This window comes from Flavobacterium sp. LC2016-12, assembly GCF_015351595.1.
Classification (GTDB): Bacteria; Bacteroidota; Bacteroidia; order Flavobacteriales; family Flavobacteriaceae; genus Flavobacterium.
Window position 1 is genome coordinate 1 of the sequence record NZ_JADKPT010000019.1, and the last position, 21318, is coordinate 21318.

The following is a 21318-nucleotide window of genomic DNA, read 5'->3' on the forward strand; positions in this document are numbered from 1 at the left end:
TGAGTAAAAGTTTGCGAGTTGTTTCCGCAAGCGTCTGTTACTGTCCATGTATTGGTGTATGTTCCAGCATTGGCACAAGATGTAGAAACTGCAAATGCACCGCTTGTTTTGGTATAAGTTACTGTTCCGCCGCAATTATCAGTAGCCACTGGCGACTGGTTTAGAGCTGTTGTCAAACCTGCAGTATCGCTACATTGCAACGTAACATTTAAGGCGTTTGCAGCAGTTGTCCATGTTGGAGCTGTATTGTCCTGAATGGTTATTACCTGAGTAAAGATTGCTGAAGTGTTGGTGCAAACATCTTTTGCAATCCAGGTATTGGTGTATGTTCCAGCATTGGCACAAGATGTAGAAACTGCAAATGCACCGCTTGTTTTGGTATAAGTTACCGTTCCGCCGCAATTATCAGTAGCCACTGGCGACTGGTTTAGAGCTGTTGTCAAACCTGCAGTATCGCTACATTGCAACATAACATTTAAGGCGTTTGCAGCAGTTGTCCATGTTGGAGCTGTATTGTCCTGAATAGTAATTGTCTGTGATTTCGTTATAGTACCACAACTTGTTACAACTTTAAAAGTTCGTGTAACTACTATTGGGCATGTACCTGTTGCTGTATCAATATAGGATAATGTATAACTTCCAATATTTGCACTGTTGGAGATTGAACCTCCCGCAGTGTTCAATTGTGCTAAAGTTATTGTAGTATCTGTAGTTTTATATGCTAATCCAGTTATTGCGGCAGTATTACATCCTGAAATAATTGCATTTTGTGGGGCAACAAGTGCTGCAGCCGGACTAATTGTAACGGTAGATGCGGCTGATGTTAGCTCACAATTTGTCGAGCCATTTTTAACTTTTACTTTATAAGCCCCACTTGAAGTTACAACTAATGTTGAATTTGTCTCTCCGGAAATTACAGTATTATCTTTGTACCATACGTAAGTCGGTGAAGTGGCATTTGTATTTGCTATTAATGTGGTCGAGCCGCAAGCTGTTAATGTGCCGGTTATAGTTGGTAAACAAGGAACAAAATAGCTTGGAGAGGTTATTGTTTTTGAGTCATTGGCGCAAGCTGTATTTTTATAATTAAAAGTCGAAGAACTAACAGTTTGATTACCACAAGCACTTCCAGTAGGAGTAAGTTGATAGTTTAATGTTATGGTTTCGCTATTTAAAAAATCAGTATTCCACGTAATTACCTGCCCAGCCGTTGTTATTGTTCCTTTTGTAGTAGTTATGGAACCTATTGTAAAACCTGCTATTACAGTTTCTTTTTCAACCAAAGATTGTGCTACCCATGATAATTGTGTCGCGATCTGGTTGTAAATTGCTGTCAAATTAGAACCTGTGGTTGTAATGGAGGCGGCACTTCCTTGTATTTGATCTAACGTATATTTTGCAACATTTCTATCACTTCCTTCCGTATTTATATTTCCAGAAATACCTCCAACAAGACCTACTGCAAAAACCTGATTATTATAAACAACGCTGGATTTCGTTGTTGTTTTTGCATTTGTCGCAGCACTAATAGCGTCAGTAACACATTGTGATGTTTTGCTTACATTACAATCGGTATTTCCATTAGTCCCGGTTTTGTTTGTTACTCCATCTGTCAATATAATTATACTTCTTCCAGTACTACAATCAAAACGGCCATTTGTTTCTAATTCAGTTTCTGCTCTTACGATTCCTGCATAAATATTTGTGGAATTAGTTGCTTGCAAAAGATTAATTTGGGTTTTTATAGCCGTAACCCCTGCAGCATCTAAGTAAGTAAGTCCAATTTTTAAACTGGCAGTAGAACTGTATGCAACAATTGCAATACGATTTAGAGGGTTTACTTTAGCTTGATCTACAAAAGCTGTTGCCGCATCTTTAGCATAATCCATAGATGTTTTTAAGTCGCCTGAGATTGTATTTCCCATACTTCCGGAAACATCAATTGACAAAATTACATCTGAATTTCTAGTTGTGGGATTTGCCCCGGTTATATCTAATTTTACGTCCAAAACTCCACAATTAGTTGCATTAGCAGTAATTGTTTTTGTAGTTGTAATAGTTTGACCTAGAACAAAAGATGATGAAAATAGAAAGAATGCAATAAAGCATAATTTTTTTGCATCTTGAAAATAATTGCTGAAATTGAGTAATGTTTTTTTCATTTTGAAATTATTTTAAGTACTAACAGATGGAATAAGGTTTAGTCATTAACTGGGTTGATGACAAGAGTGTGTAGAACTGTATCTGACTGATTAGAACAGTTTTTAGATTTAGCAGTAACCTGATCACATGACCATTTATTAATATTTGTACCGCTCGGAACAGTTACATGAATGTAAAAATTGTAGGATTGCCCAGGATTGATCGTAATTTCACTGATTTTGTTTTTTTCAGGATCAATAAAATCAGCTTTAATTGAAATATTACCAGATGTTGAACTTCCATCAGTATTGGCACAACTGCTATTTACATTTGAAATTTCTAAGACATAAGTATCAGTTGAGACTCCGTTATTCGTTAAGATCATCGAATAATAAGTTCCATCCAAAGGTGTACTTCTAATATTTCTATTATTTTCCGCAATCAAAGTTGAATTACATGACTCTGATTGTGCAAATGAAATTGTTGTAATCAGACAGAACAGTATCGTAAAAATGTTTTTTTGGAAGATATTTTTTCTGAACGAAAAAATAAACTTACAATTGTTGACAAATTTTACAGCTTTTATTAGAGTAGTTTTAGTTCTCATAATTTCGGTTTTTGTTTTTTGGTAATTGTTGAATTTTAACATAATCAAAGTTATATAGACTGTTTTATTTTGATTTTTTTTGTCTGTAACTAACCTAAAAACTCGTTGAAAGGTATTTTTTTGTTAAATAATGATCAAAAAAGCATTTTTTTATGCCATTTCTAACAAATTTAAAAATGACTTTTTTTTAATTTTTTACTTAAAAAATATTTTTCTATTTATTGTAAATTATTGATAATCAGATAATTAAAATGAAATTTATTGATTTAAATATATCGACTAAGTGAACGGTTTAATAGATGAAGTACACTTTTTTTGAAAATCGGACATTTTTATTTTTTAATTTTCTTTATTTCGGCATCCTCGTTCTTCTTGTTAAAATTTTGGATGAAATGTTAACTGAAATAAAAAAGTGAGAACTATTAAAATTTCTTTTGTAAATTAGAACTTCAATAAATCAGAACTTCTTTTTTTGATGTTTCTAAATACTTCAGCCTATGAAAAATTTAATCTTAATACGTCATGCTAAATCAAGTTGGGAAGCACCTTTAAAAGACTTTGACAGACCTTTAATGAAAAGAGGGATTTTAGATGCGCATGATGTATCGGCCAATATTTCAAAATTTCTTCCAAAAACATATATTATATGGAGTAGTACTGCAGCGCGTGCCTCAGAAACTGCTTTAATTTTTGCCCAGAATATTTCTTATCCTATCGAGAGTATCGTTTATAAAGACGATCTTTATACTTTTGATGAAAGACAGCTCGAAAAGGTTATTAAATCATGTGATAATAGTTTCGAAAGCGTTATTCTTTTTGGACATAACGAGGCTATTACAAATTTTGTTAATAAATTTGGGGATGTTTTTATCGAAAACGTTCCAACTTCAGGTTTTGTATCATTACAATTCGATAGTGAAAGCTGGGATAACATCAATAAAGGCAAAACCCATAAAACAATTTTCCCCAAAGATTTAAAATAAATAAAGTGTACGAACAGAAATATATCGATAGAGAAAAAAGTTGGTTAGCGTTTAATGCAAGAGTGCTTCAGGAAGCAGCAGATAATACGGTTCCACTTTTAGACAGGTTGCGTTTTGTTGGAATTTTTTCGAACAATTTAGATGAGTTTTTTAGAGTTCGTTATGCTGCAATCCGTAGACTGAGCCTTTCAGGAATTTCTGGCGAAAAGTATTTAGGAGGCGTTTCTGCCCATCAATTAGTAAAAGATATTACAGAAATCGTTATTCAGCAGCAATCTGAAAGTCTTCGTATTTTAGGTAATATTGAAGCAGAACTTGAAGCTGAAAATATTTTCATTATTAACGAAGATCAAATTACGCAGGATCAGGAACGATTTTTAAAAGACTTTTTTACCCAAAGATTAAGTCCGGAATTAGTTACCATTATTTTGAATGATCTGGCAGAATTTCCTGTTCTTAAAGATACTTTAGGATATTTGGCTGTTCGTCTGGAGATGAATACAAACGACGAAATTCGTTATGCCGTAATAGAAATTCCTAAAACAATTAACAGATTTGTAGTCTTGCCATCAAATGATGAAAAAAAATATGTAATCTTAATTGATGATGTAATTAGGTACAACCTAAAAAATATTTTTAATATTTTCGATTATAAAAGTGTTTCTGCGCATATGATTAAAATTACGCGTGATGCCCAGTTGGATATTGACAGTGATTTGAGTAAAAGTATGCTCGAAAAAATTGCGACTTCAGTAAAAGATAGAAGAATTGGCGAACCGGTACGTTTTATTTATGATAATTTAATCGAAGAAGATACGCTTCGTTTCTTTTTGGATAAAATGAAAATTGTAGAAACAGACAGTATAATTCCTGGCGGAAGATATCATAACCGTCGTGATTATATGAGTTTTCCAAATTTAGGAAGATATGATTTGCTTTATAAACCAAATGAACCATTACCAATTCCGGGATTGAGTTTGGGGGGAAGCATTCTCGAAAAAATAAACAAAAAGGATTATTTATTGCATGCACCGTATCAGTCGTTTTCTTATTTGACGAAATTTTTGCGTGAGGCTGCCTTAGATCCTAAAGTAACCAGTATAAAAATTACCTTATATCGTTTAGCAAAGAATTCGCAGATTATCAGTTCTTTGATTAATGCAGCAAAAAATGGTAAAAAAGTAACGGTTCAAATTGAACTTCAGGCTCGTTTTGATGAAGCAACGAATATCTCGTATGCTGAACAAATGCAGACAGAAGGAATTGATCTTATTTTTGGAATTAAAGGACTAAAAGTACACAGTAAAATTTGTGTAATTGAAAGAGTTGAAGAAGGAAAAACACGTCGTTACGGATTTATTTCAACTGGAAATTTCAACGAATCAACAGCTAAAATTTATACTGATGTTACTCTTTTCACTTGTCATCAGGGAATTCTAAAAGACATTTCGAAAATATTTGAATTCTTTGATATTAACTATAGAGTACACCGATACAAACATTTAATTGTATCACCACATTATACCAGAACCAAATTTATCAAATTAATTGATCGTGAAATTTTACACGCTTTGGCGGGTAGAAAAACACATATTAAGCTTAAAATGAATAGTTTGTCTGATTTTAAAATGATCGATAAATTATACGAAGCCAGTAATGCCGGAGTGAAAATTCAGTTACAGGTAAGAGGAATTTGCTCGTTGATTCCGGGAATTCCGGGAATGAGCGAAAACATTGAAGCCATAAGTATTGTAGATAATTATCTGGAACACTCAAGAGTTTATATTTTTGGAAATGCTGGCTTAACCGAAGTATATATTTCATCTGCCGATTTTATGACCAGAAATCTTGACGGAAGAGTAGAGGTTACGTGCCCTATTTATGATCTGGAAATTAAAAAAGAATTAATTGATAATTTTAATATTGCATGGAAAGGGAATGTTAAAGTGAGATATCATTCCTATAAATTAGATAATAAATACAAGCCTAGAAATCATCATGCCCCATTTAGAGCTCAGCTTGAAACCTATAAATATTACCAAAATAAAATTGCGATGTTAGAAGCCGTTCCGCAAAAAATTAATTAAAAACCAAAATCAATTTCAAATCATAAGTGAGCATGATTAATATAAAGAAGTTTGCAGCAATAGATATCGGATCAAATGCCATGAGGTTACTGATATCGAATGTTGTAGAACAAGAAGGCAAAGAACCACAATTTAATAAAAGTTCCCTTGTTCGTGTACCAATTCGTTTGGGACAAGATGCCTTTACTGTAGGTGAAATTTCAGAAGAAAATATAGATAGAATGGTTGATGCCATGAAAGCATTTAACCTTTTGATGAAAGTACATAAAGTAGAACGTTATATGGCGTTTGCTACTTCGGCAATGCGTGAAGCTTATAATGCCAAAGAAGTTGTCGCTTTGATTAAGAAAAAAGCCGACATAAAAATTGAAATTATTGATGGTAAAAAAGAGGCAGCTATTATTGCTTCTACAGATTTGCATCATTTATTAAAAACGGACGAAACTTATTTGTTTGTAGATGTTGGCGGTGGAAGTACCGAATTTACCTTATTCTCTGACGGAAAAATGATTAATTCAAGATCTTTCAAAGCGGGAACAGTTCGTTTGTTAAATGATATGGTTTGTGATGTGGTTTGGGATGAAATCGAAAAATGGATTAAAACCAATACGGCAGATTACGAAGAAGTAACATTGATTGGTTCTGGCGGAAATATCAATAAGTTGTTTAAAATGTCGGGAAAACAGCAGGAAAAACCGCTTTCATATATTTACATCAATTCACAATATGCTTTCTTGAATTCGCTAACATACGAACAAAGAATCGCCGAATTAGGGCTAAACTCTGACCGTGCCGACGTAATTATCCATGCAACAAGAATTTATCTTAACGCAATGAAGTGGAGTGGAGCACGCCAAATTTACGTTCCAAAAATCGGACTTTCAGACGGTATCGTAAAAGCGATGTACTACGGTAAAATTTAATAAAAACAGCTAAAGATTTTGCAGATTCAAAAGGGTAAAGAATCTGTGAAAATCTTTTATCCGATAGCTATCGGGAGTGGCAAAAAAAATACAACAGTAATATCTTAAAAATGAATAAAACCAGACTCGAAGCTTTTAGTGATGGTGTTTTAGCAATCATTATAACCATAATGATTTTAGAAATTAAAGTGCCACACGGACATGAATTTGCCGATTTAAAGCCGCTCATTCCAAAGTTTCTAAGTTATATTCTGAGTTTTATCTATGTTGGAATTTACTGGAACAATCACCATTATTTACTTCATGGTTTATCTAAGGTAAACGGAAAAATACTTTGGGCTAATTTGCATTTGTTGTTCTGGTTATCATTAATTCCTGTTGCTACCGGTTGGATGGGCGAGCATAATTTTGCAAAAGCAGCAATGGCATTTTATGGAGGTATCTTATTGCTTTGTGCAATTGCTTATGTGATTCTTCAAAAGACCGTTTTAGATGTGGAAGGAAAAGATTCAGCATTAGCAAAAGCATTAGCAAAAGATTTTAAAGGAAAAGCTTCTGCAGTTTTATATACTGTTGGAATTGTGGCATCTTTTTATAACGAGTGGATTTCCGGTGCAGCCTATTTTATTGTAGCAATGTCATGGCTTATTCCGGATAAAAGAATCGAAAGAGTTTTTACGAAGTAATTTTTTTTAAATGAAATCTGTTTTTCAATCGATTCATATTTTACCTCAAGTTGAATTAGATCAATTAGATGATTTAATTACCTTTAGAAAGCTTAAAAAAGGAGAACTTTTATTGACCGAAAATCAGGTCTGTAATGAAATCGTTTTTATAAAAAAAGGAATTTTACGTTCTTATTTCTTTAATCATCAAGGAGATGAAATCACGAATTGTTTTGCTTTCGAAAACGAATTTATGGCTTCATTTTCCAGTTTTATAACCCGGGAATTAGCTCAGGAAAATATCCAGGCTTTGGCCGATACAGAATTACAGATTATCACTTATGAAAGTTTAGAAAAGCTTTATAAAACCGGAACTCATTGGCAGGAAATCGGTAGAAAATTAACTGAAATGGAATATGTGACGCTTCAGAAAAGAATGATTTCTTTTCAGAAATTATCAGGAAAACAGCGTTATGAAGAGTTGTATAAAAACCATCAAAAATATATTCAGTTAATTCCGCTTCAATATCTTGCTTCTTATTTAGGTGTTACACCAAGGCATTTAAGCAGAATCCGAAAAGCTATTTTATAGGACATTTGTCCAGTATCATTTTTCATACTAATAGTATTTTTGTAAAAAATGTATATATGAAAAAAATACTGATTATAAATGGACATCCAAATTCGGAAAGTTTCAATTTTGCTATCGCGGATTCTTACCAAAAAGGTGCTATAACTTCTGGTGCACAAGTAGAAAAAATTACAATTGCTAGTTTAAATTTTAGTCCAAATTTGAGATTTGGTTATCAAAAACGAACTGAATTAGAGCCTGATTTATTGGAAGCGTGGGAAAAAATCCAGCGAGCAGATCATTTAGTATGGATTCATCCTGTTTGGTGGGGCGGACTTCCGGCAATTACAAAAGGATTTATTGATCGTTTATTTTTACCCGGAATGGCTTTTCAGTATCGTGAAAACTCAGTTTGGTGGGATAAATTGCTAAAAGGAAAAACTGCTCATATTATAACAACCTTAGATCAGCCAGGCTGGTATTACAGATTATTTTATGCAAGACCAAGCGTTAATCAATTAAAGAAATCAACTCTGGAATTCTGCGGTATAAAACCTGTAAAAGTAAGTTATATTGGGATTATTAAAGGATCCAATGAAGCTCAAAGAAAAAAATGGCTAGATAAAGTTTATGATTTCGGGCTAAGAAATAAATAGCAGTATTAAGAACAAAAACTAAGTATGCAAATCTAATCCAAAGGTTGTACGTAAAAGTTCAATGTTTGGGTTGATTTCCAATAATCGGTTATAACGATCCTGATCATTGAAACTTCTTTTGGTTTCGATTGCCTCATTTACAATAATCTCAATAGTAATATCGTGATTGTGCAAATGTCCTCTCAAATGTCCTAAAAGTCCATTTAGCTGACTTTCAAAATCTAGTTTAGAACCTTCGTTTGGCAATTCAAGTGTAATTGAAGTGCCGTTTAATTTTGGATCGTTAATCAATAATAACGATTCCATGATTTTGAAACCTTTTTCACCAAGACGTTGTGCGTATTTATTCCACTGTACTAACATTTCTGTTTCTGTAAATTCTTCCGTAGGTAAAACGGAAGTAGGTTTTACATAAGATTTGTTACTTTCTTCCATTTCCTTTTTTGCACGAATACTCGCGAGAGAAAAAGCAGAAACTTTTTTCGGTTGGTTTTCAGTTGAAGATGTTTGGTTTTCAACAGTAGGAGAAACTGGATTTTTAGCTTTTGGAGTTGAAACTATTTCTTCTTTTTGTTGATTTAAAGCTTCAGAAGAATTATTTGAAGTTTCAGTTTGACCTTCGACTTTCGGCTTTTGACTTTTAACTTCAACTATAGAATACCCACCATTTTTAAAATAAGTAGGCGGAATTATGAATTGCTCAACTTTTTTTTTTCTCCATCAAAGTTGATAGAGGCTAATTGCATCAAACATAATTCGACCAAAAGACGTTGGTTTTGACTTAGTTTGTACTTTAGATCGCAATCATTGGCAACGTCAATTCCCTTTAATAAAAAGTCCTGAGAGCATTTTTGAGCCTGAACACCATACATTTGTTGTGCTTGTTCACCAACTTCAAGTAAACTCAAAGTTGCAGGCGTTTTGCTTACTAATAAATCTCTAAAGTGCGAAGCCAGACCCGCAATAAAATGATGCCCATCAAAACCTTTTGCCAGAATATCATTGTAAGCTAATAAAAGATCCGGAATTTTATTTTCTAAAAGTAAATCGGTAATGCTGATGTAAGTTTCGTAATCTAAAACGTTTAGGTTTTCGGTTACGGCTTGGCGTGTTAAATTAGTTCCGCAATAGGAAACTACACGGTCAAAAATAGATAAAGCGTCACGCATTGCACCATCTGCTTTTTGGGCGATAATGTGCAAAGCATCGTCTTCAAAATTGATCCCCTGACTTGTTGCAACTTCAGCCAAATGTTCTTTAGCATCTTTTACCGTAATTCTTTTGAAATCAAATATCTGGCAACGAGATAAAATCGTTGGAATAATCTTGTGTTTCTCTGTTGTTGCTAAAATGAAAATAGCATGTTTTGGCGGTTCTTCTAATGTTTTCAAAAAAGCATTAAAAGCTGCCGAAGACAACATATGAACCTCGTCAATAATATAGACTTTGTATTGCCCGGTTTGTGGCGGGATTCGAACCTGATCAATAAGGTTACGTATATCATCAACCGAGTTATTTGAAGCCGCATCTAACTCAAAAACGTTAAAGGCAAAATCTTCATTTGGATCATCATATCCTGGCTGATTTATTTTACGGGCCAAAATACGTGCACAGGTTGTTTTTCCAACACCACGCGGTCCAGTGAACAAAAGGGCAGAAGCAAGATGGTTGCTGTCAATAGCATTTAGCAAAGTGTTGGTAATGGCTTTCTGACCTACAACATCCTTAAAGGTTTGTGGGCGATATTTACGAGCCGATACTACAAATTGTTCCATATTCTTTTTTATTCGATAGCAAATATAGGGTATAATTTAATGATTTGAAAATTTAAAAATTGAAAGATTTCATGTGTTTTAAACATTAAAAAGTAATCTGTTTTTTTAGAGAATGTTGCGTTTTTAAATTGAAGTTTTTTGCTTTAATTATTTCTAGTGAAATATTGTTTGGTAACTATTTTGTAATAAAAAATGTACTATTTTTAATCCCAAACAAATTGATTATTTCTATAAATACTAACCTTCAATTTCTAATTAAAATGAATTTTTCAAAATTTCACTTCGGTCTGCTATTACTGTTTTTTTCGATTTCTATAAATGCACAAAAACAAGATGAAAAAGCTGTTGCAATAATTAACAAAGAGCTTGACGCAATGGGAGGAAAGGATTTTATAAAAAGCATTAATACACTTTATACTAATTCTGTAACTCAAATGGAAGGCCGCACGGCAAATTGGGTTGTAAAGGAAATGAAACCTAATATTGGAAGTTTTGAAATAGTTTATGGAAACAGAGTTGTTTTTAAATCTTGGTATGATGGAAAAACTGGTTATAATTTAAGTGGAGGTGAAAAAACACTTGCAGACCAGGAGAATTTTAAAGACAAACTATTCAAGAAAAACATCTTCAATGAACTGGATTATTTAGATCCATCATTATACAAATTAGAATACTTAGGAACTGAAGATTTTGAATCTTCAACATGTCATAAGATTAAAGCAACTTGCATCAATAAAAAAGTTGAGTTTCTGTATTTTGATGATAAAACTTCCTTTTTAATTAAATCAGAAACGGTTAATGGTGAGAAAGAATCGTTTTCGACTGTTGTTTATGGAGATTTTAAAAAATTTGGCAAACTAACATATTTCACCACAATGCGATTTGGAGCTGATAAGGATTCTCAAACGGCAAAAATAGAAGAGCTTTTTTATAATGAAAAAGTGAGTGAAAACGATTTTAAATAATTAAATAACATAGAATTTTATGAATGCTAAACAAATAGTTAAATTAAGTAATATCATCGGAATTACATCAATTCTGTTATTAGTCTATTGGGTTTTTACTTTTATAATGATTCAGGTTTTTGGCTTAAAAGTGTTTAAAGAGAATATGACCGAAACATTTTATCTAAGTATTTTAGGAATTCTTGCTTTGATGGTCGGTTCTTTGATAATCAATTTAATGTTTAATTTGACCCGAATTGCCGAAAGACATAATCTTGATGCAGTAACTAATAAATCAAATAGATTGAGATTTTTGACTTTGATTTTAATTTTTCCCTTGATCGCTATAATTTTATTTGGCGGTGATTATTTAACCTCTGCAAGGAAAGAAGAACGATTGATTAAATCGGCTGAATCAATTATTGCGCTTAATAAAGCGAATAGCGATAAATTGGTAAACTATAATTTTTCTGAAAGTTATATAAAAGAGACTGCTGATATTTTGGATATTTTGTCCAAAACGGATAAAAATTTCCCTAATGTTACTGTGATTGTAAAAGATTCGGTTAAAGGTTCTCAGGTTTATTTAGGCTTTAGTGATTATTATGAAGGGAGTTTGAAAGACACTATTCACCCGCAGAAAAAACGATATATTTATCAAACTACTAAAGAAGAAAGAGATTATCTGAAAAGTGTTTTTGAAAAAGGGAATGATGAATTACGATATAGTTCTTATAATGGTTATTATGAATTGTTTTATCCTTATGAAAAAAACGGAAAGAAAATAATTCTGTATTTTTCTGAACAACAACGTTATGGAAAACTAGGAAGTTAATTAATATGAAAAGCATAATTATCATAACGTTATTTTGTCTTTTGCAAAGTTTAAATCTTTTTGCTCAGAATGAATCAGAAATTAATCAAAAGTGGGCAGTGCTAAAAGATCAATTTAAACATAAAACAGAGTTGGTTATTGAATTCACATCGAAACTTCAGAAATCAAAAAAAATAGATAAAAAGGAATTGGAACAAACTACTTTTTACGCCAAGGAATTTAGTAAAACATGTGAGAATAAAGTATTGAATAAGGATATAGTTGGTAAAGTAAAACAAGCAAATGATTTATTGAATACCCATTTGGTAAGGACTTTAGTTAATTTGGAATTTGATATTAAACTCAAAACGGAGGAATCAATACTTTCATTATATGATCAATTAACCGCTGTGGAAAATCAGATTTTGGTAGCCATCAAAAAGTATAATGAAGTGTGCATAAAACAAAATAGAAAAGAACTAATATTCGAAATCCATAGTGAAGATCGAGCGGCTTCAATTAAATTTTGATGTTTTTCCTTTCATAGAATTGATTCTAAAATTAATTATCACAAAAATGCATCAATATAATTTCAGTAATAATATTTTAAAATTAAAAGTTAAAAAATCTCCCTTTGCAGTCAGAATTGTAATGTTCTTCCTGGCTTTTGCTTTTTGTGTATTTCCAATTGCTGGAACGACGGTTGGAGTATTAACGGGAGGCGGATTGCATTTTGGTTATTTTATTGGAATAGGCTTGTTTTCATTAATGGGATTTTACCTTCTGCGACTTTCCTTATGGAATACATATGGGGAAGAAACGATCGAAATATTAGAAAATAAAATCATTTATGAAGCCAATTATGGATGGTTTAAAGATGCAAAGAAAGAATTTGCAATTACGAATCCTAATTATTCATTTAAAGCAGTGGGCTATGAAGAAGACAATGAAGGTGTTCTGATTATTTTTTTTGATGAATCGGAAATGGAATCAGTGGTAAAAATGCCTGCTTCTGCTTTAGAAGAATTGATTTGGATTTTACAGCCTGTAAATAATGAAGTATTGGGTAATTAAAATGAAAAAAATAATTATTACCGGAGCAATTGTTTTTGGAATTTTTCTAGTTTTTATTGGATTAATTATATTCTATTTTTTGAATGTATTTAGTTTTAATTTTGAGTAAATCGAAAAATTGAATCGCTAGAACTAAAAACAGTTAAAAATGAAAACTCAAAACCCAATCATAACCGTCAACGAATTCGAAGGTCAAAAACTAAAAATAGCCGGAGGCAATTACCGAGTCATAATCTCGGGAAAACAAACTAATGGAGAATATGCTGTAATCGAAATGTCTGTTCCTCCAGGTGCGGGACCCAATCCGCATTCGCATGCTGATTTTACAGAAACCTTTTTTGTTTTAGAAGGCGAAGTTTCTTTTAAATCAGAATTGGGAAGTTATGTTGCCAAAAAAGGTTCTTTTGTAAATATCCCAAAAGGCGGAATTGTACACGGTTTTAAAAATCTTTCTAACGAACCGGCAAAGCTTTTATGTACGGTAGCACCTGCCGGATTGGATGATTTATTTGGAGAAATAGCGGAGTATCTTGAAAGAGTTTCTTCAAACACAGAAAGCCAAACAAAGGAAAAATTAAATTTCCTCTTCGAAAAATACGGGCAGCAAATGTTCCCCCCTGATTATTTAGACTAGCTTTCAATTTTATTGTTAGTTCCATGCACTAAAAACTGTTGCTGAGAGTAGGTAACAAAAAACTGGGAAAAATATAAATTTGATAACATAATTTTGTAAAATGTTGATTTTTAATTTTTTAACTTTAGGAGTTACTAAACTAAAAAAATATCATTATGAAAATTAAATCAATTTTATTAGGAATGAGCTTTGCTTTTCTGTTGGTTGCCTGTGGTCCTAAAGACGCCGATATTGAAAAAGAGATAGACGCAAAAATCAGTGGCTTAGCGGGAGTAGATGTTACGGTTGTAAAAGGTGTTGCTACTATTTCGGGTACTTGCCAGGATGATAGTGTTAAACAAAATGCAGAAAGTATTGTAAAAGGAGTAAAAGGCGTTAAATCGGTGGTTAATAATTGCGAGATTATGGCTCAGGAACCTGTAGTGGCCGAGCCTGCTCCGGTTGAAATTAATCCAGACACTGTTTTGACAACTTCTGTTAATGAGGTCGTTAAAGCTTACAGTGGTGTTAGTGCTAGTGTTGCTAATGGTGTTGTAACACTTACAGGGGAAATTAAAAGAAGCCAATTAGCACCTTTAATTCAAAGTGTGCAGGAATTGAAACCTAAAAAAGTAGAAAACAAATTAACTATTAAATAATGATGTTATGAGTTTACAAGAGAAATACAAAGAGTTAACAGATTTGGCTTCTACTTTGGGGGTAGCAAATTTACAAGTTAGAGAACAGGATAATGTATTGTATATTGATGGTACAGCAAAATCTGCAGCGGATAAAGAGAAGCTTTGGGATAGTTACGGAACATTAGATCCGGATTACAGATCAGCAGATGTGGTGATGAATATCGAAGTGGTGGAAGGAGTAACTACTGAATATATTGTAAAAAGTGGGGATTCATTATCAAAAATAGGAAAGGATCATGACGTTTCGTGGCAGGATATTTTCGAATTAAATAAAGATATTATTAAAAATCCGGACCTGATTCAGCCGGGTTGGAAATTGAAGATACCAACTTCGTAATTTAGTTACGCGTTGTTTTGAAAGTCTGTCATTTTATGATGGACTTTTTTGTTTTATTGCACGCCGATGACACGGATTTTGGCAGATTTACACGGATTTTTTTTATTTCATTTTATGTCATTGCGAGGAACGAAGTAACCTCATTTGCGTAATCAATTATTAGTGTGGTTGCTTCGTTCCTCGCAATGACTTAGATTGTGGTTAATTGGTTTGAAAACATAAAACATCTTATGAAACTGAGTGCCCTAGCCCTGATGGGAGGGAAAATCCTTTTGTGTCCGCCGCGGCGGACACAAAAGATTTGGAAGGACAGCAGGATTAGCTCCTGAAAAATCACCTTCCCTTTATACTCAGATCAAATAAAAATTTTGCGGTTTCCTGATCGGAATCGGCGGAGAAACCTGCTACATAAACGCCCTTTTTGCCCGAATTCGATTTAATTCCGTATACAACTGCCTCATCGCCTGGATCTGAATCCCCTTCGTATCGATACACATGTACAATTTCAAATTTTTCAGGATTTTTTTTAATCATGTCCGATTTTAAATTAAAATCACATGTAAATCCTTTTTCATGAAGTTGATCTAAAGCTTTTGAAACAGTTGCGTAGTGATACATTCTTGTCATGATAATTGATTTAAAAATTAAGGATTTTAAAGGTAACCAATTTAAAATTAAATTGTTATGAAAAATTTATAAAAATCGGAAATTTAAATGGCTGATTCTTCGTTGATAAATCGCTACTTTTGCACCGCAGACCGCCTTATCGTCGTCCCGATTTATCGGGAGGGAGGAAAGTCCGGACACCACAGAGAAGCATAGCGGGTAACACCCGTCGGTCCCGATTTATCGGGACAAGGACAAGTGCAACAGAAAGTATGTACAGGTAATGCTGTAGTGAAACCAGGTAAACTCTATGCGGTGAAATACCAAGTAAATCAGCATTTAAGGGCTTCTCGTCCGTTGTTGAAGGGTAGGTAGCTTGAGTCCAGTAGTAATGCTGGATCTAGATAAATGATAAGGCCCTGATTTATCGGGGACAGAATCCGGCTTATAGGTCTGCATTTTTTATATATTTGTGAAAGCGCTAAATCTCATTCATGAATATCACTACTCCAAATTCTTCTCCGAAAATTAAGAAAAGCACTTTTCATTCTATAATTACCAATCTTACTTTTTGGGTTTTAATCGCCATTATTGCCGGTGTTTTGCTCGGACATTTTTCGCCTGAGAATGGTGTAAAAATGGAAGTTGTCGGAAAAACATTTGTCGATATTATCAAACTATTTATTGGTCCGATTATATTTCTGACGATTGTTTTGGGAATTTCCGGAATGGGAAACCTGAAAAAGGTGGGCCGAATTGGAGTGAAAGCTTTGTTTTATTTTGAAGTGGTTTCGACTATTTCATTGGCAATTGGGGTTGGAGTGGCTTATTTTTTTCAACCCGGAAAAATAGATAAATCAGGTTTGGCTCTGCAGGATGCGAGCAAGTACACGAATCATGCTGCGGAGAATTTTTCGTGGCTGCAGTTTTTCCTTTCTAATTTTACGTTGCAGGTTTTATTAGCGGCGATTGTTTGTGGAATAGCCTTGAATTTTTATCAAAAAAGAGAACAGACGATTCTGGTTTTAGAACGTTTTTCAAAAGTGATTTTCCTCGGATTAAAATATGTGATGTATCTGGCTCCTATTGGTGCGTTTGGAGGAATGGCTTATACAATTGGTAAATTTGGATTGCAAACTTTAATTCCTCTTGGAAAATTGATGCTTTGCGTTTATCTGACGATGGCTTTATTTGTGTTTCTGGTTTTAGGAACTCTTCTGAAATATTACAAAATCAAAATTTTATCCATTTTAAAATACATTAAAGAAGAACTTTTGTTAGTTCTCGGAACCTCTTCTTCTGAAGCCGCTTTGCCAAGTATTATGGTGAAACTGGAACAAATGGGCTGCAGTAAATCGGTAGTAGGTTTGGTAATTCCGACAGGTTATTCTTTTAATTTGGATGGAACTTCGATTTATTTGTCGATGTCGGTTATATTTCTTGCGCAGTTGTATGACGTGCATTTGAGTTTTGCCGAGATTCTGAGCGTAATTGGGATTTTAATGATTACTTCAAAAGGAGCGGCGGGCGTAACCGGAAGCGGATTTATTGTTTTAGCCTCAACATTAACAGCAATTCATAAAATTCCGGTCGAAGGTTTGGCTTTTTTATTGGGCGTTGATAAATTTATGAGTGAAGCCAGAGCGATTACAAACTTAATTGGAAATACAGTCGCAACGATTATAATTTCGAAAACAGAGCACGATTTTACGGAGCTGAATTTGGAGCCTGTTGTAGAGGAATAATGTTTTTTTTGCCGCAAAGACACAAAGACACTAAGTTTTTGCTTTTGTTTGATTGTAGCTTTGTGACTTAGCGCCTTTGTGGCATTTTATTATTATACTATGAAAAGAATTGGAATTTTAGGACTTGGTGGAGTAGGAGGATATTTCGGTGGACTTTTGGCAAAAGCCTATTATAACTCAACTGAGGTTGAGGTTGTTTTTATTGCGAGAGGAGCAACAAAAGAAGCAATCGCAGAGAACGGATTGAAAATTATTAATGATGATTCTGAACTTGTTGCCTATCCAAAATTGGTTTCAAATAATCCTGATGGAATAGGTGTTTTAGACTATTTAATTTGTGCTACTAAAACGTATGATATTGAGGAAAGTTTACTTTCGCTGCAAAAATGTATTGCTTCAAAAACTGTAATTCTTCCTTTATACAATGGTGTTGATGCTCTAGAACGTATCAAAAAAATATTTCCTGAAAATGATATTTTGCAAGGCTGTGTTTATATAGTTTCGATGATTGCTTCGCCGGGAACAATTCGCCGATTAGGGTTTTATGAAAAACTCTTTTTTGGTTCAAAAACAACTTCAATTGCTAAGTTAGAAGAACTGCAAAATATCCTTCAAAAAGCTAAAATCGAAAGTTATCTGGTTGAAAATATTGAAGAAACGGTCTGGGAGAAGTTTATTTTTATTTCAGCATTGGCTTCAGCCACTTCTTATCTGAATCAGAATATTGGCGAAATTCAAAAGAAAAAGAAATCTATGAAGGTTTATGTGGAATTGCTTCACGAAATTGAAGCGATTGCAAAAGCAAAAGGATTGAAATTGCCAGATGATATTGTAAATCAAACTATTATTAAGCTTGAAAAATCGCCTAAAGAAGCAACTTCATCTATGCATAGAGATTTACTTGCAAATCGAAATACAGAAGTACCTTCGTTAACACAATTTGTAGTCAACGAAGGTTTAAAATATGGTGTTGCAACTCCTCTTTATGAAAAGATTACAAACGCACTATTATGATCTATGATTCGTCTTTTGTAGTTCTCACTAAACTAATTCCGGAGGTAAAGAAGACAATTCCAAGTATTCCGTAAATAATAAGCGATTTAATATCTCGTGTTCCTCCTGTAGTATCCGCAAAAATTACTGCAGTGTAAATAAGGCCTACGATTCCCAGAATGGTAAGCACTGCTCCAAAAAGTCTTTTAAGGTTCATGATTTATGTTTTTAAGATTCATACCAAATGTACCTTCTAAAATCTTTTTAGTTGTTATACAATTACTTAGGAAGCTTACATGATTTGCGGTACAATTTGTTATAAATTTTCTGTAAGAATTGTTTTTGTTTTTGATGCCTTATATTGTTTAAATACTATTTTTGCCCCAACTAATTCAAAACCAAAATGAAAAAGAAATACTTGTTCTTATTTTTATCCGTTCTTTTTTTTAATGCTGCTGTCGCTCAAGATGATGTAATAAGTGTTGCAAAAAATCAGTTTAAAATCAATCCTTTATTATCGCCAGGTTTTGTTTATGAGCATGGTTTCTCAGCTAAAAACACACTTTATTCTGAGTTAAGTATGGCGATTGGCTATAGATATAATGATTTTTACGGAGAATCCACATGGTATTTTGTACCAAGAATTAATGAGCAATTCCGTCATTATTATAATCTAGAAAAAAGAGCAGCTAAAGGAAAAAGAACAGCTAACAACTCCGGTAATTTTCTTGCATTACAAACTAGTTACGACTTTCAGTCTATTTCTACGAATAAGTGGTTTAACGAGTACTGTCCCTCATTTACAATCGCTCCAGTTTGGGGAATTCAACGTACTTATAAAGGGAAATTTAATCTTGATTTAAATCTTGGGCTGGGAGCAAATTTTGATAAATATGATACTGAATTAGTGCCTGTTGCCAACTTTAGTATAGGCTGGGTAATCGGAAATTAATTTTTATAAATAAAATATTAAAAAGCCTTGATTTATCAGGGCTTTTCTATTTTAAATTCCAATCCAATATTACGAACACTTTCAATCTTGATTTTAGGATCTGAATTAAAATATTTTCTTAGTCTGCTTATAAAAACATCCATACTTCGTCCTGAAAAATAATCATCTTTTTTCCAGACAGACATTAAAATTTGATCTCGCTTTAATAACTGGTTATGGTTTAGATATAAATACTCGATGAGAGAAGCTTCCATTTCTGTGAGCTGCTGAACGTGATTTTTATTGTTGAGGGTTAATCTTTCATTATCAAAAACATAAGAGCCAATTTCGATTATATTATTTCCTTCCAGAGTTCTCTTTTGTTCGATTCTCTTTAGAATATTCTGGAGACGCAAAATCAGTTCGTCAACTTCAAAAGGTTTTATGATATAGTCGTCTGCACCTAGTTTTAAGCCAATAATTTTGTCTTCTTTTAATTTTCTTGCGGTCAGAAAAATAAATGGAATTTCAGGATTGATTGTAATGATTTTTTCGGCCAATGAAAATCCGTCCATTTTAGGCATCATTACATCAAAAATGCAAATATCAAAAGTCTGGTTTTTAAAATAGTCTAAAGCTATTTCTCCATTTTCTGCCCAGATTACTTCGAATTGATGCAGTTCTAAATATTGTTTTAAAATGGCAGCAAAATCAAAATCGTCTTCAGCTAAAAGTAGTCTTTTCAAAATAAGGTAATTAAACTTTTAATAAAATAGTAAACTCGGTTCCTTTTCCTAAATCACTCACAACTTTAACAGAACCCTGATGTGCTTTTACAATTTGATTTACATAATATAGTCCTAAGCCTAAGCCTTTTGTGTTGTGCAGGTTTCCTTGTTGTACGCGATAAAATTTATCAAAAAGAAGTGATTGTTTGTTTTTTTCAATTCCAATTCCGTCATCTTCAATACTGATCGAAAATTGATTTTCTACGATTCTAGTTTTTATGGTAATCGTTTTTGAACCATATTTTACAGCATTTTCCAGAACATTTAAAAAAGCGGTTGTCAAGTGGAATTTATCTAAAACTAAAATGGTTTTCTGTGTTTGGAAATCGGTTTTAAGATTAATTTTCGGAAATGTAATTTTAAAATCATTTACAATGGAAAGGAGAAAATCTTCGGTTTCTATTTTTTCTTTCTGTAATTCAATTTCATTTTCTGCCAATGAATTCGCCATTACCTGATCAATCAGATTTTGTAAACGGTTGTTCTGGCGCGAAATCGTATTAACAATCATATTAAAATTTTCATCATTGTCACGAATGTTTTTCTGTTCTAAAATTTTAGTAGAAATACCTAAAGTTGCCAACGGTGTTTTGAGTTCGTGCGTAATATTATTGATAAAATCAGTTTTAACGTCACTCACTTTTTTCTGTTTGATTAAAGCTTTAATAGCAATTACAAAAAGAGTAATTAAGGTTAATATAGAAAGCAGAGACAAAATCAGAATGAATGTCATCCTTCTTAAAATAATCATTTCCCAATCAATAACAGAAACGTACATAGAATCTTCTGTCAATAATTTATAATCTTGATTTTCAAAAGTTCCATTGGTGGTGCCAACATAATTCCGAACCAGAAAGGCATTATTTAAAGAGGCTAAATTGCCATATAATTTATTACTGATAAAAGGTTTTTCCGAGAAAATAGTATCTGCTTTTTTAGCGTTTTTATACAGAATGTATTTGTTCAATACGATGGCAAAATCAATTTTAAGATTGGGTAATTCTCTTTCAAACTTACGTTGGATTTTCTGCGTTAAAAGAGCACTGAATTCATTTTTAAGAATACTGTTTTTAATATCTATTTTAGAATTTTTCCCTTGAAGATAATTCTCTGATAATGATTTGTATAGTGCTTCTTTTTTAGCTACCAGAACCGAATCGATATCACTGTAATTATTAGAAATCTGAGCGATTTCATTTTTGATTTCTGTATGAAACTGCGCCACTTTATAATCGTAAGTGGTTTTTACCAAATAGTATTGCACCGTTGACAAAACGATTAACGCGACAACTGAAAATGCTATTAATAAATTGATTCTTTGTTTCATACAGCTTGAAATTCTTTCCAAAAATAAAGCTTTTAT

Annotated in this window: 24 protein-coding genes and 1 other RNA gene; 17 read left to right on the forward strand and 8 right to left on the reverse strand. The window is 32.9% G+C overall.

All coding sequences use genetic code 11. The features are described 5' to 3' along the window. The coding region (locus IRZ99_RS20675) for a VWA domain-containing protein (protein WP_194659274.1) at positions 1–2162 on the reverse strand (2162 nt) is incomplete at its 3' end. Positions 2163–2200: 38 nt separating this feature from the next. After that, positions 2201–2749, reverse strand: a complete 549-nt coding sequence (locus IRZ99_RS20680; RefSeq protein ID WP_194659275.1) for a hypothetical protein — start codon at positions 2747–2749, stop codon at positions 2201–2203. Between the two features lie 497 nt (positions 2750–3246). Here IRZ99_RS20680 and IRZ99_RS20685 point away from each other — a divergent pair, with 497 nt between their 5' ends. The 6 genes from IRZ99_RS20685 (at position 3247) to IRZ99_RS20710 (ending at position 8634) form a co-directional block, all read left to right on the forward strand. After that, positions 3247–3732, forward strand: coding sequence for a histidine phosphatase family protein (locus IRZ99_RS20685; RefSeq protein ID WP_072976070.1), 486 nt, complete (start codon positions 3247–3249; stop codon positions 3730–3732). Positions 3733–3737: 5 nt separating this feature from the next. Next, the gene (ppk1, locus tag IRZ99_RS20690) at positions 3738–5819 is read left to right on the forward strand and encodes a polyphosphate kinase 1 (RefSeq protein ID WP_194659276.1); all 2082 of its coding nucleotides are present in this window, start codon (positions 3738–3740) and stop codon (positions 5817–5819) included. Between the two features lie 32 nt (positions 5820–5851). Beyond that, the gene (locus IRZ99_RS20695) at positions 5852–6742 is read left to right on the forward strand and encodes a Ppx/GppA phosphatase family protein (RefSeq protein WP_072976074.1); all 891 of its coding nucleotides are present in this window, start codon (positions 5852–5854) and stop codon (positions 6740–6742) included. A 110-nt stretch (positions 6743–6852) separates the two neighbouring features. Next, positions 6853–7428, forward strand: coding sequence for a TMEM175 family protein (locus tag IRZ99_RS20700; RefSeq protein WP_194659277.1), 576 nt, complete (start codon positions 6853–6855; stop codon positions 7426–7428). A 10-nt stretch (positions 7429–7438) separates the two neighbouring features. Next, positions 7439–7999 carry a Crp/Fnr family transcriptional regulator gene (locus IRZ99_RS20705; RefSeq protein ID WP_194659278.1) on the forward strand — a complete coding sequence of 187 codons (561 nt, stop codon included), beginning with the start codon at positions 7439–7441 and terminating at the stop codon, positions 7997–7999. Between the two features lie 56 nt (positions 8000–8055). Further along, entirely contained in the window at positions 8056–8634 is a 579-nt protein-coding gene (locus IRZ99_RS20710; RefSeq protein WP_194659279.1) for an NAD(P)H-dependent oxidoreductase, read from the forward strand. A gap of 18 nt (positions 8635–8652) precedes the next feature. Here the strand turns inward: IRZ99_RS20710 and IRZ99_RS20715 are convergent, their stop codons facing one another. Further along, positions 8653–9069, reverse strand: coding sequence for a DNA polymerase III subunit gamma/tau (locus IRZ99_RS20715; protein ID WP_228519139.1), 417 nt, complete (start codon positions 9067–9069; stop codon positions 8653–8655). A gap of 254 nt (positions 9070–9323) precedes the next feature. After that, entirely contained in the window at positions 9324–10409 is a 1086-nt protein-coding gene (dnaX, locus tag IRZ99_RS20720) for a DNA polymerase III subunit gamma/tau (RefSeq protein WP_194659280.1), read from the reverse strand. Between the two features lie 260 nt (positions 10410–10669). Here dnaX and IRZ99_RS20725 point away from each other — a divergent pair, with 260 nt between their 5' ends. From IRZ99_RS20725 to IRZ99_RS20755, 7 genes are all read left to right on the forward strand, one after another. Next, the gene (locus IRZ99_RS20725; protein WP_194659281.1) at positions 10670–11374 is read left to right on the forward strand and encodes a hypothetical protein; all 705 of its coding nucleotides are present in this window, start codon (positions 10670–10672) and stop codon (positions 11372–11374) included. A gap of 19 nt (positions 11375–11393) precedes the next feature. Next, positions 11394–12188, forward strand: a complete 795-nt coding sequence (locus IRZ99_RS20730; protein WP_194659282.1) for a peptidase — start codon at positions 11394–11396, stop codon at positions 12186–12188. 5 nt (positions 12189–12193) lie between these two features. After that, positions 12194–12697: a LemA family protein gene (locus IRZ99_RS20735; RefSeq protein WP_194659283.1), complete on the forward strand. Its 504-nt coding sequence runs from the start codon at positions 12194–12196 to the stop codon at positions 12695–12697. 46 nt (positions 12698–12743) lie between these two features. After that, positions 12744–13241, forward strand: coding sequence for a hypothetical protein (locus tag IRZ99_RS20740; RefSeq protein WP_194659284.1), 498 nt, complete (start codon positions 12744–12746; stop codon positions 13239–13241). 148 nt (positions 13242–13389) lie between these two features. After that, positions 13390–13875, forward strand: a complete 486-nt coding sequence (locus IRZ99_RS20745) for a cupin domain-containing protein (RefSeq protein WP_194659285.1) — start codon at positions 13390–13392, stop codon at positions 13873–13875. 155 nt (positions 13876–14030) lie between these two features. After that, the gene (locus tag IRZ99_RS20750; RefSeq protein WP_194659286.1) at positions 14031–14513 is read left to right on the forward strand and encodes a BON domain-containing protein; all 483 of its coding nucleotides are present in this window, start codon (positions 14031–14033) and stop codon (positions 14511–14513) included. Between the two features lie 7 nt (positions 14514–14520). Further along, positions 14521–14892, forward strand: coding sequence for a LysM peptidoglycan-binding domain-containing protein (locus tag IRZ99_RS20755; protein ID WP_194659287.1), 372 nt, complete (start codon positions 14521–14523; stop codon positions 14890–14892). A 333-nt stretch (positions 14893–15225) separates the two neighbouring features. Here the strand turns inward: IRZ99_RS20755 and IRZ99_RS20760 are convergent, their stop codons facing one another. Continuing rightward, positions 15226–15519, reverse strand: coding sequence for a hypothetical protein (locus tag IRZ99_RS20760; protein ID WP_194659288.1), 294 nt, complete (start codon positions 15517–15519; stop codon positions 15226–15228). A gap of 123 nt (positions 15520–15642) precedes the next feature. On the opposite strand from IRZ99_RS20760, the gene rnpB reads away from it, so the two are divergent. From rnpB to IRZ99_RS20775, 3 genes are all read left to right on the forward strand, one after another. Beyond that, positions 15643–15962, forward strand: an RNA gene (gene rnpB / locus IRZ99_RS20765) — RNase P RNA component class A. A 30-nt stretch (positions 15963–15992) separates the two neighbouring features. Then, on the forward strand, positions 15993–17243 hold the full coding sequence (locus IRZ99_RS20770; protein ID WP_194659289.1) for a cation:dicarboxylate symporter family transporter: 1251 nt from the start codon (positions 15993–15995) through the stop codon (positions 17241–17243). 99 nt (positions 17244–17342) lie between these two features. After that, positions 17343–18257: a ketopantoate reductase family protein gene (locus IRZ99_RS20775; protein ID WP_194659290.1), complete on the forward strand. Its 915-nt coding sequence runs from the start codon at positions 17343–17345 to the stop codon at positions 18255–18257. Between the two features lies 1 nt (position 18258). On the opposite strand, the gene IRZ99_RS20780 is transcribed toward IRZ99_RS20775, so the two are convergent. After that, positions 18259–18453, reverse strand: a complete 195-nt coding sequence (locus IRZ99_RS20780; RefSeq protein WP_194659291.1) for a hypothetical protein — start codon at positions 18451–18453, stop codon at positions 18259–18261. Between the two features lie 186 nt (positions 18454–18639). Between IRZ99_RS20780 and IRZ99_RS20785 the strand changes: the two genes are divergently transcribed. Beyond that, positions 18640–19188 (forward strand): hypothetical protein, encoded by a 549-nt coding sequence (locus IRZ99_RS20785; protein WP_194659292.1) that lies wholly within the window; start codon positions 18640–18642, stop codon positions 19186–19188. Positions 19189–19223: 35 nt separating this feature from the next. On the opposite strand, the gene IRZ99_RS20790 is transcribed toward IRZ99_RS20785, so the two are convergent. After that, entirely contained in the window at positions 19224–19913 is a 690-nt protein-coding gene (locus tag IRZ99_RS20790) for a response regulator transcription factor (RefSeq protein WP_194659293.1), read from the reverse strand. A gap of 10 nt (positions 19914–19923) precedes the next feature. Then, positions 19924–21303, reverse strand: a complete 1380-nt coding sequence (locus IRZ99_RS20795; RefSeq protein ID WP_228519140.1) for a sensor histidine kinase KdpD — start codon at positions 21301–21303, stop codon at positions 19924–19926. Positions 21304–21318 lie beyond the last annotated feature (15 nt).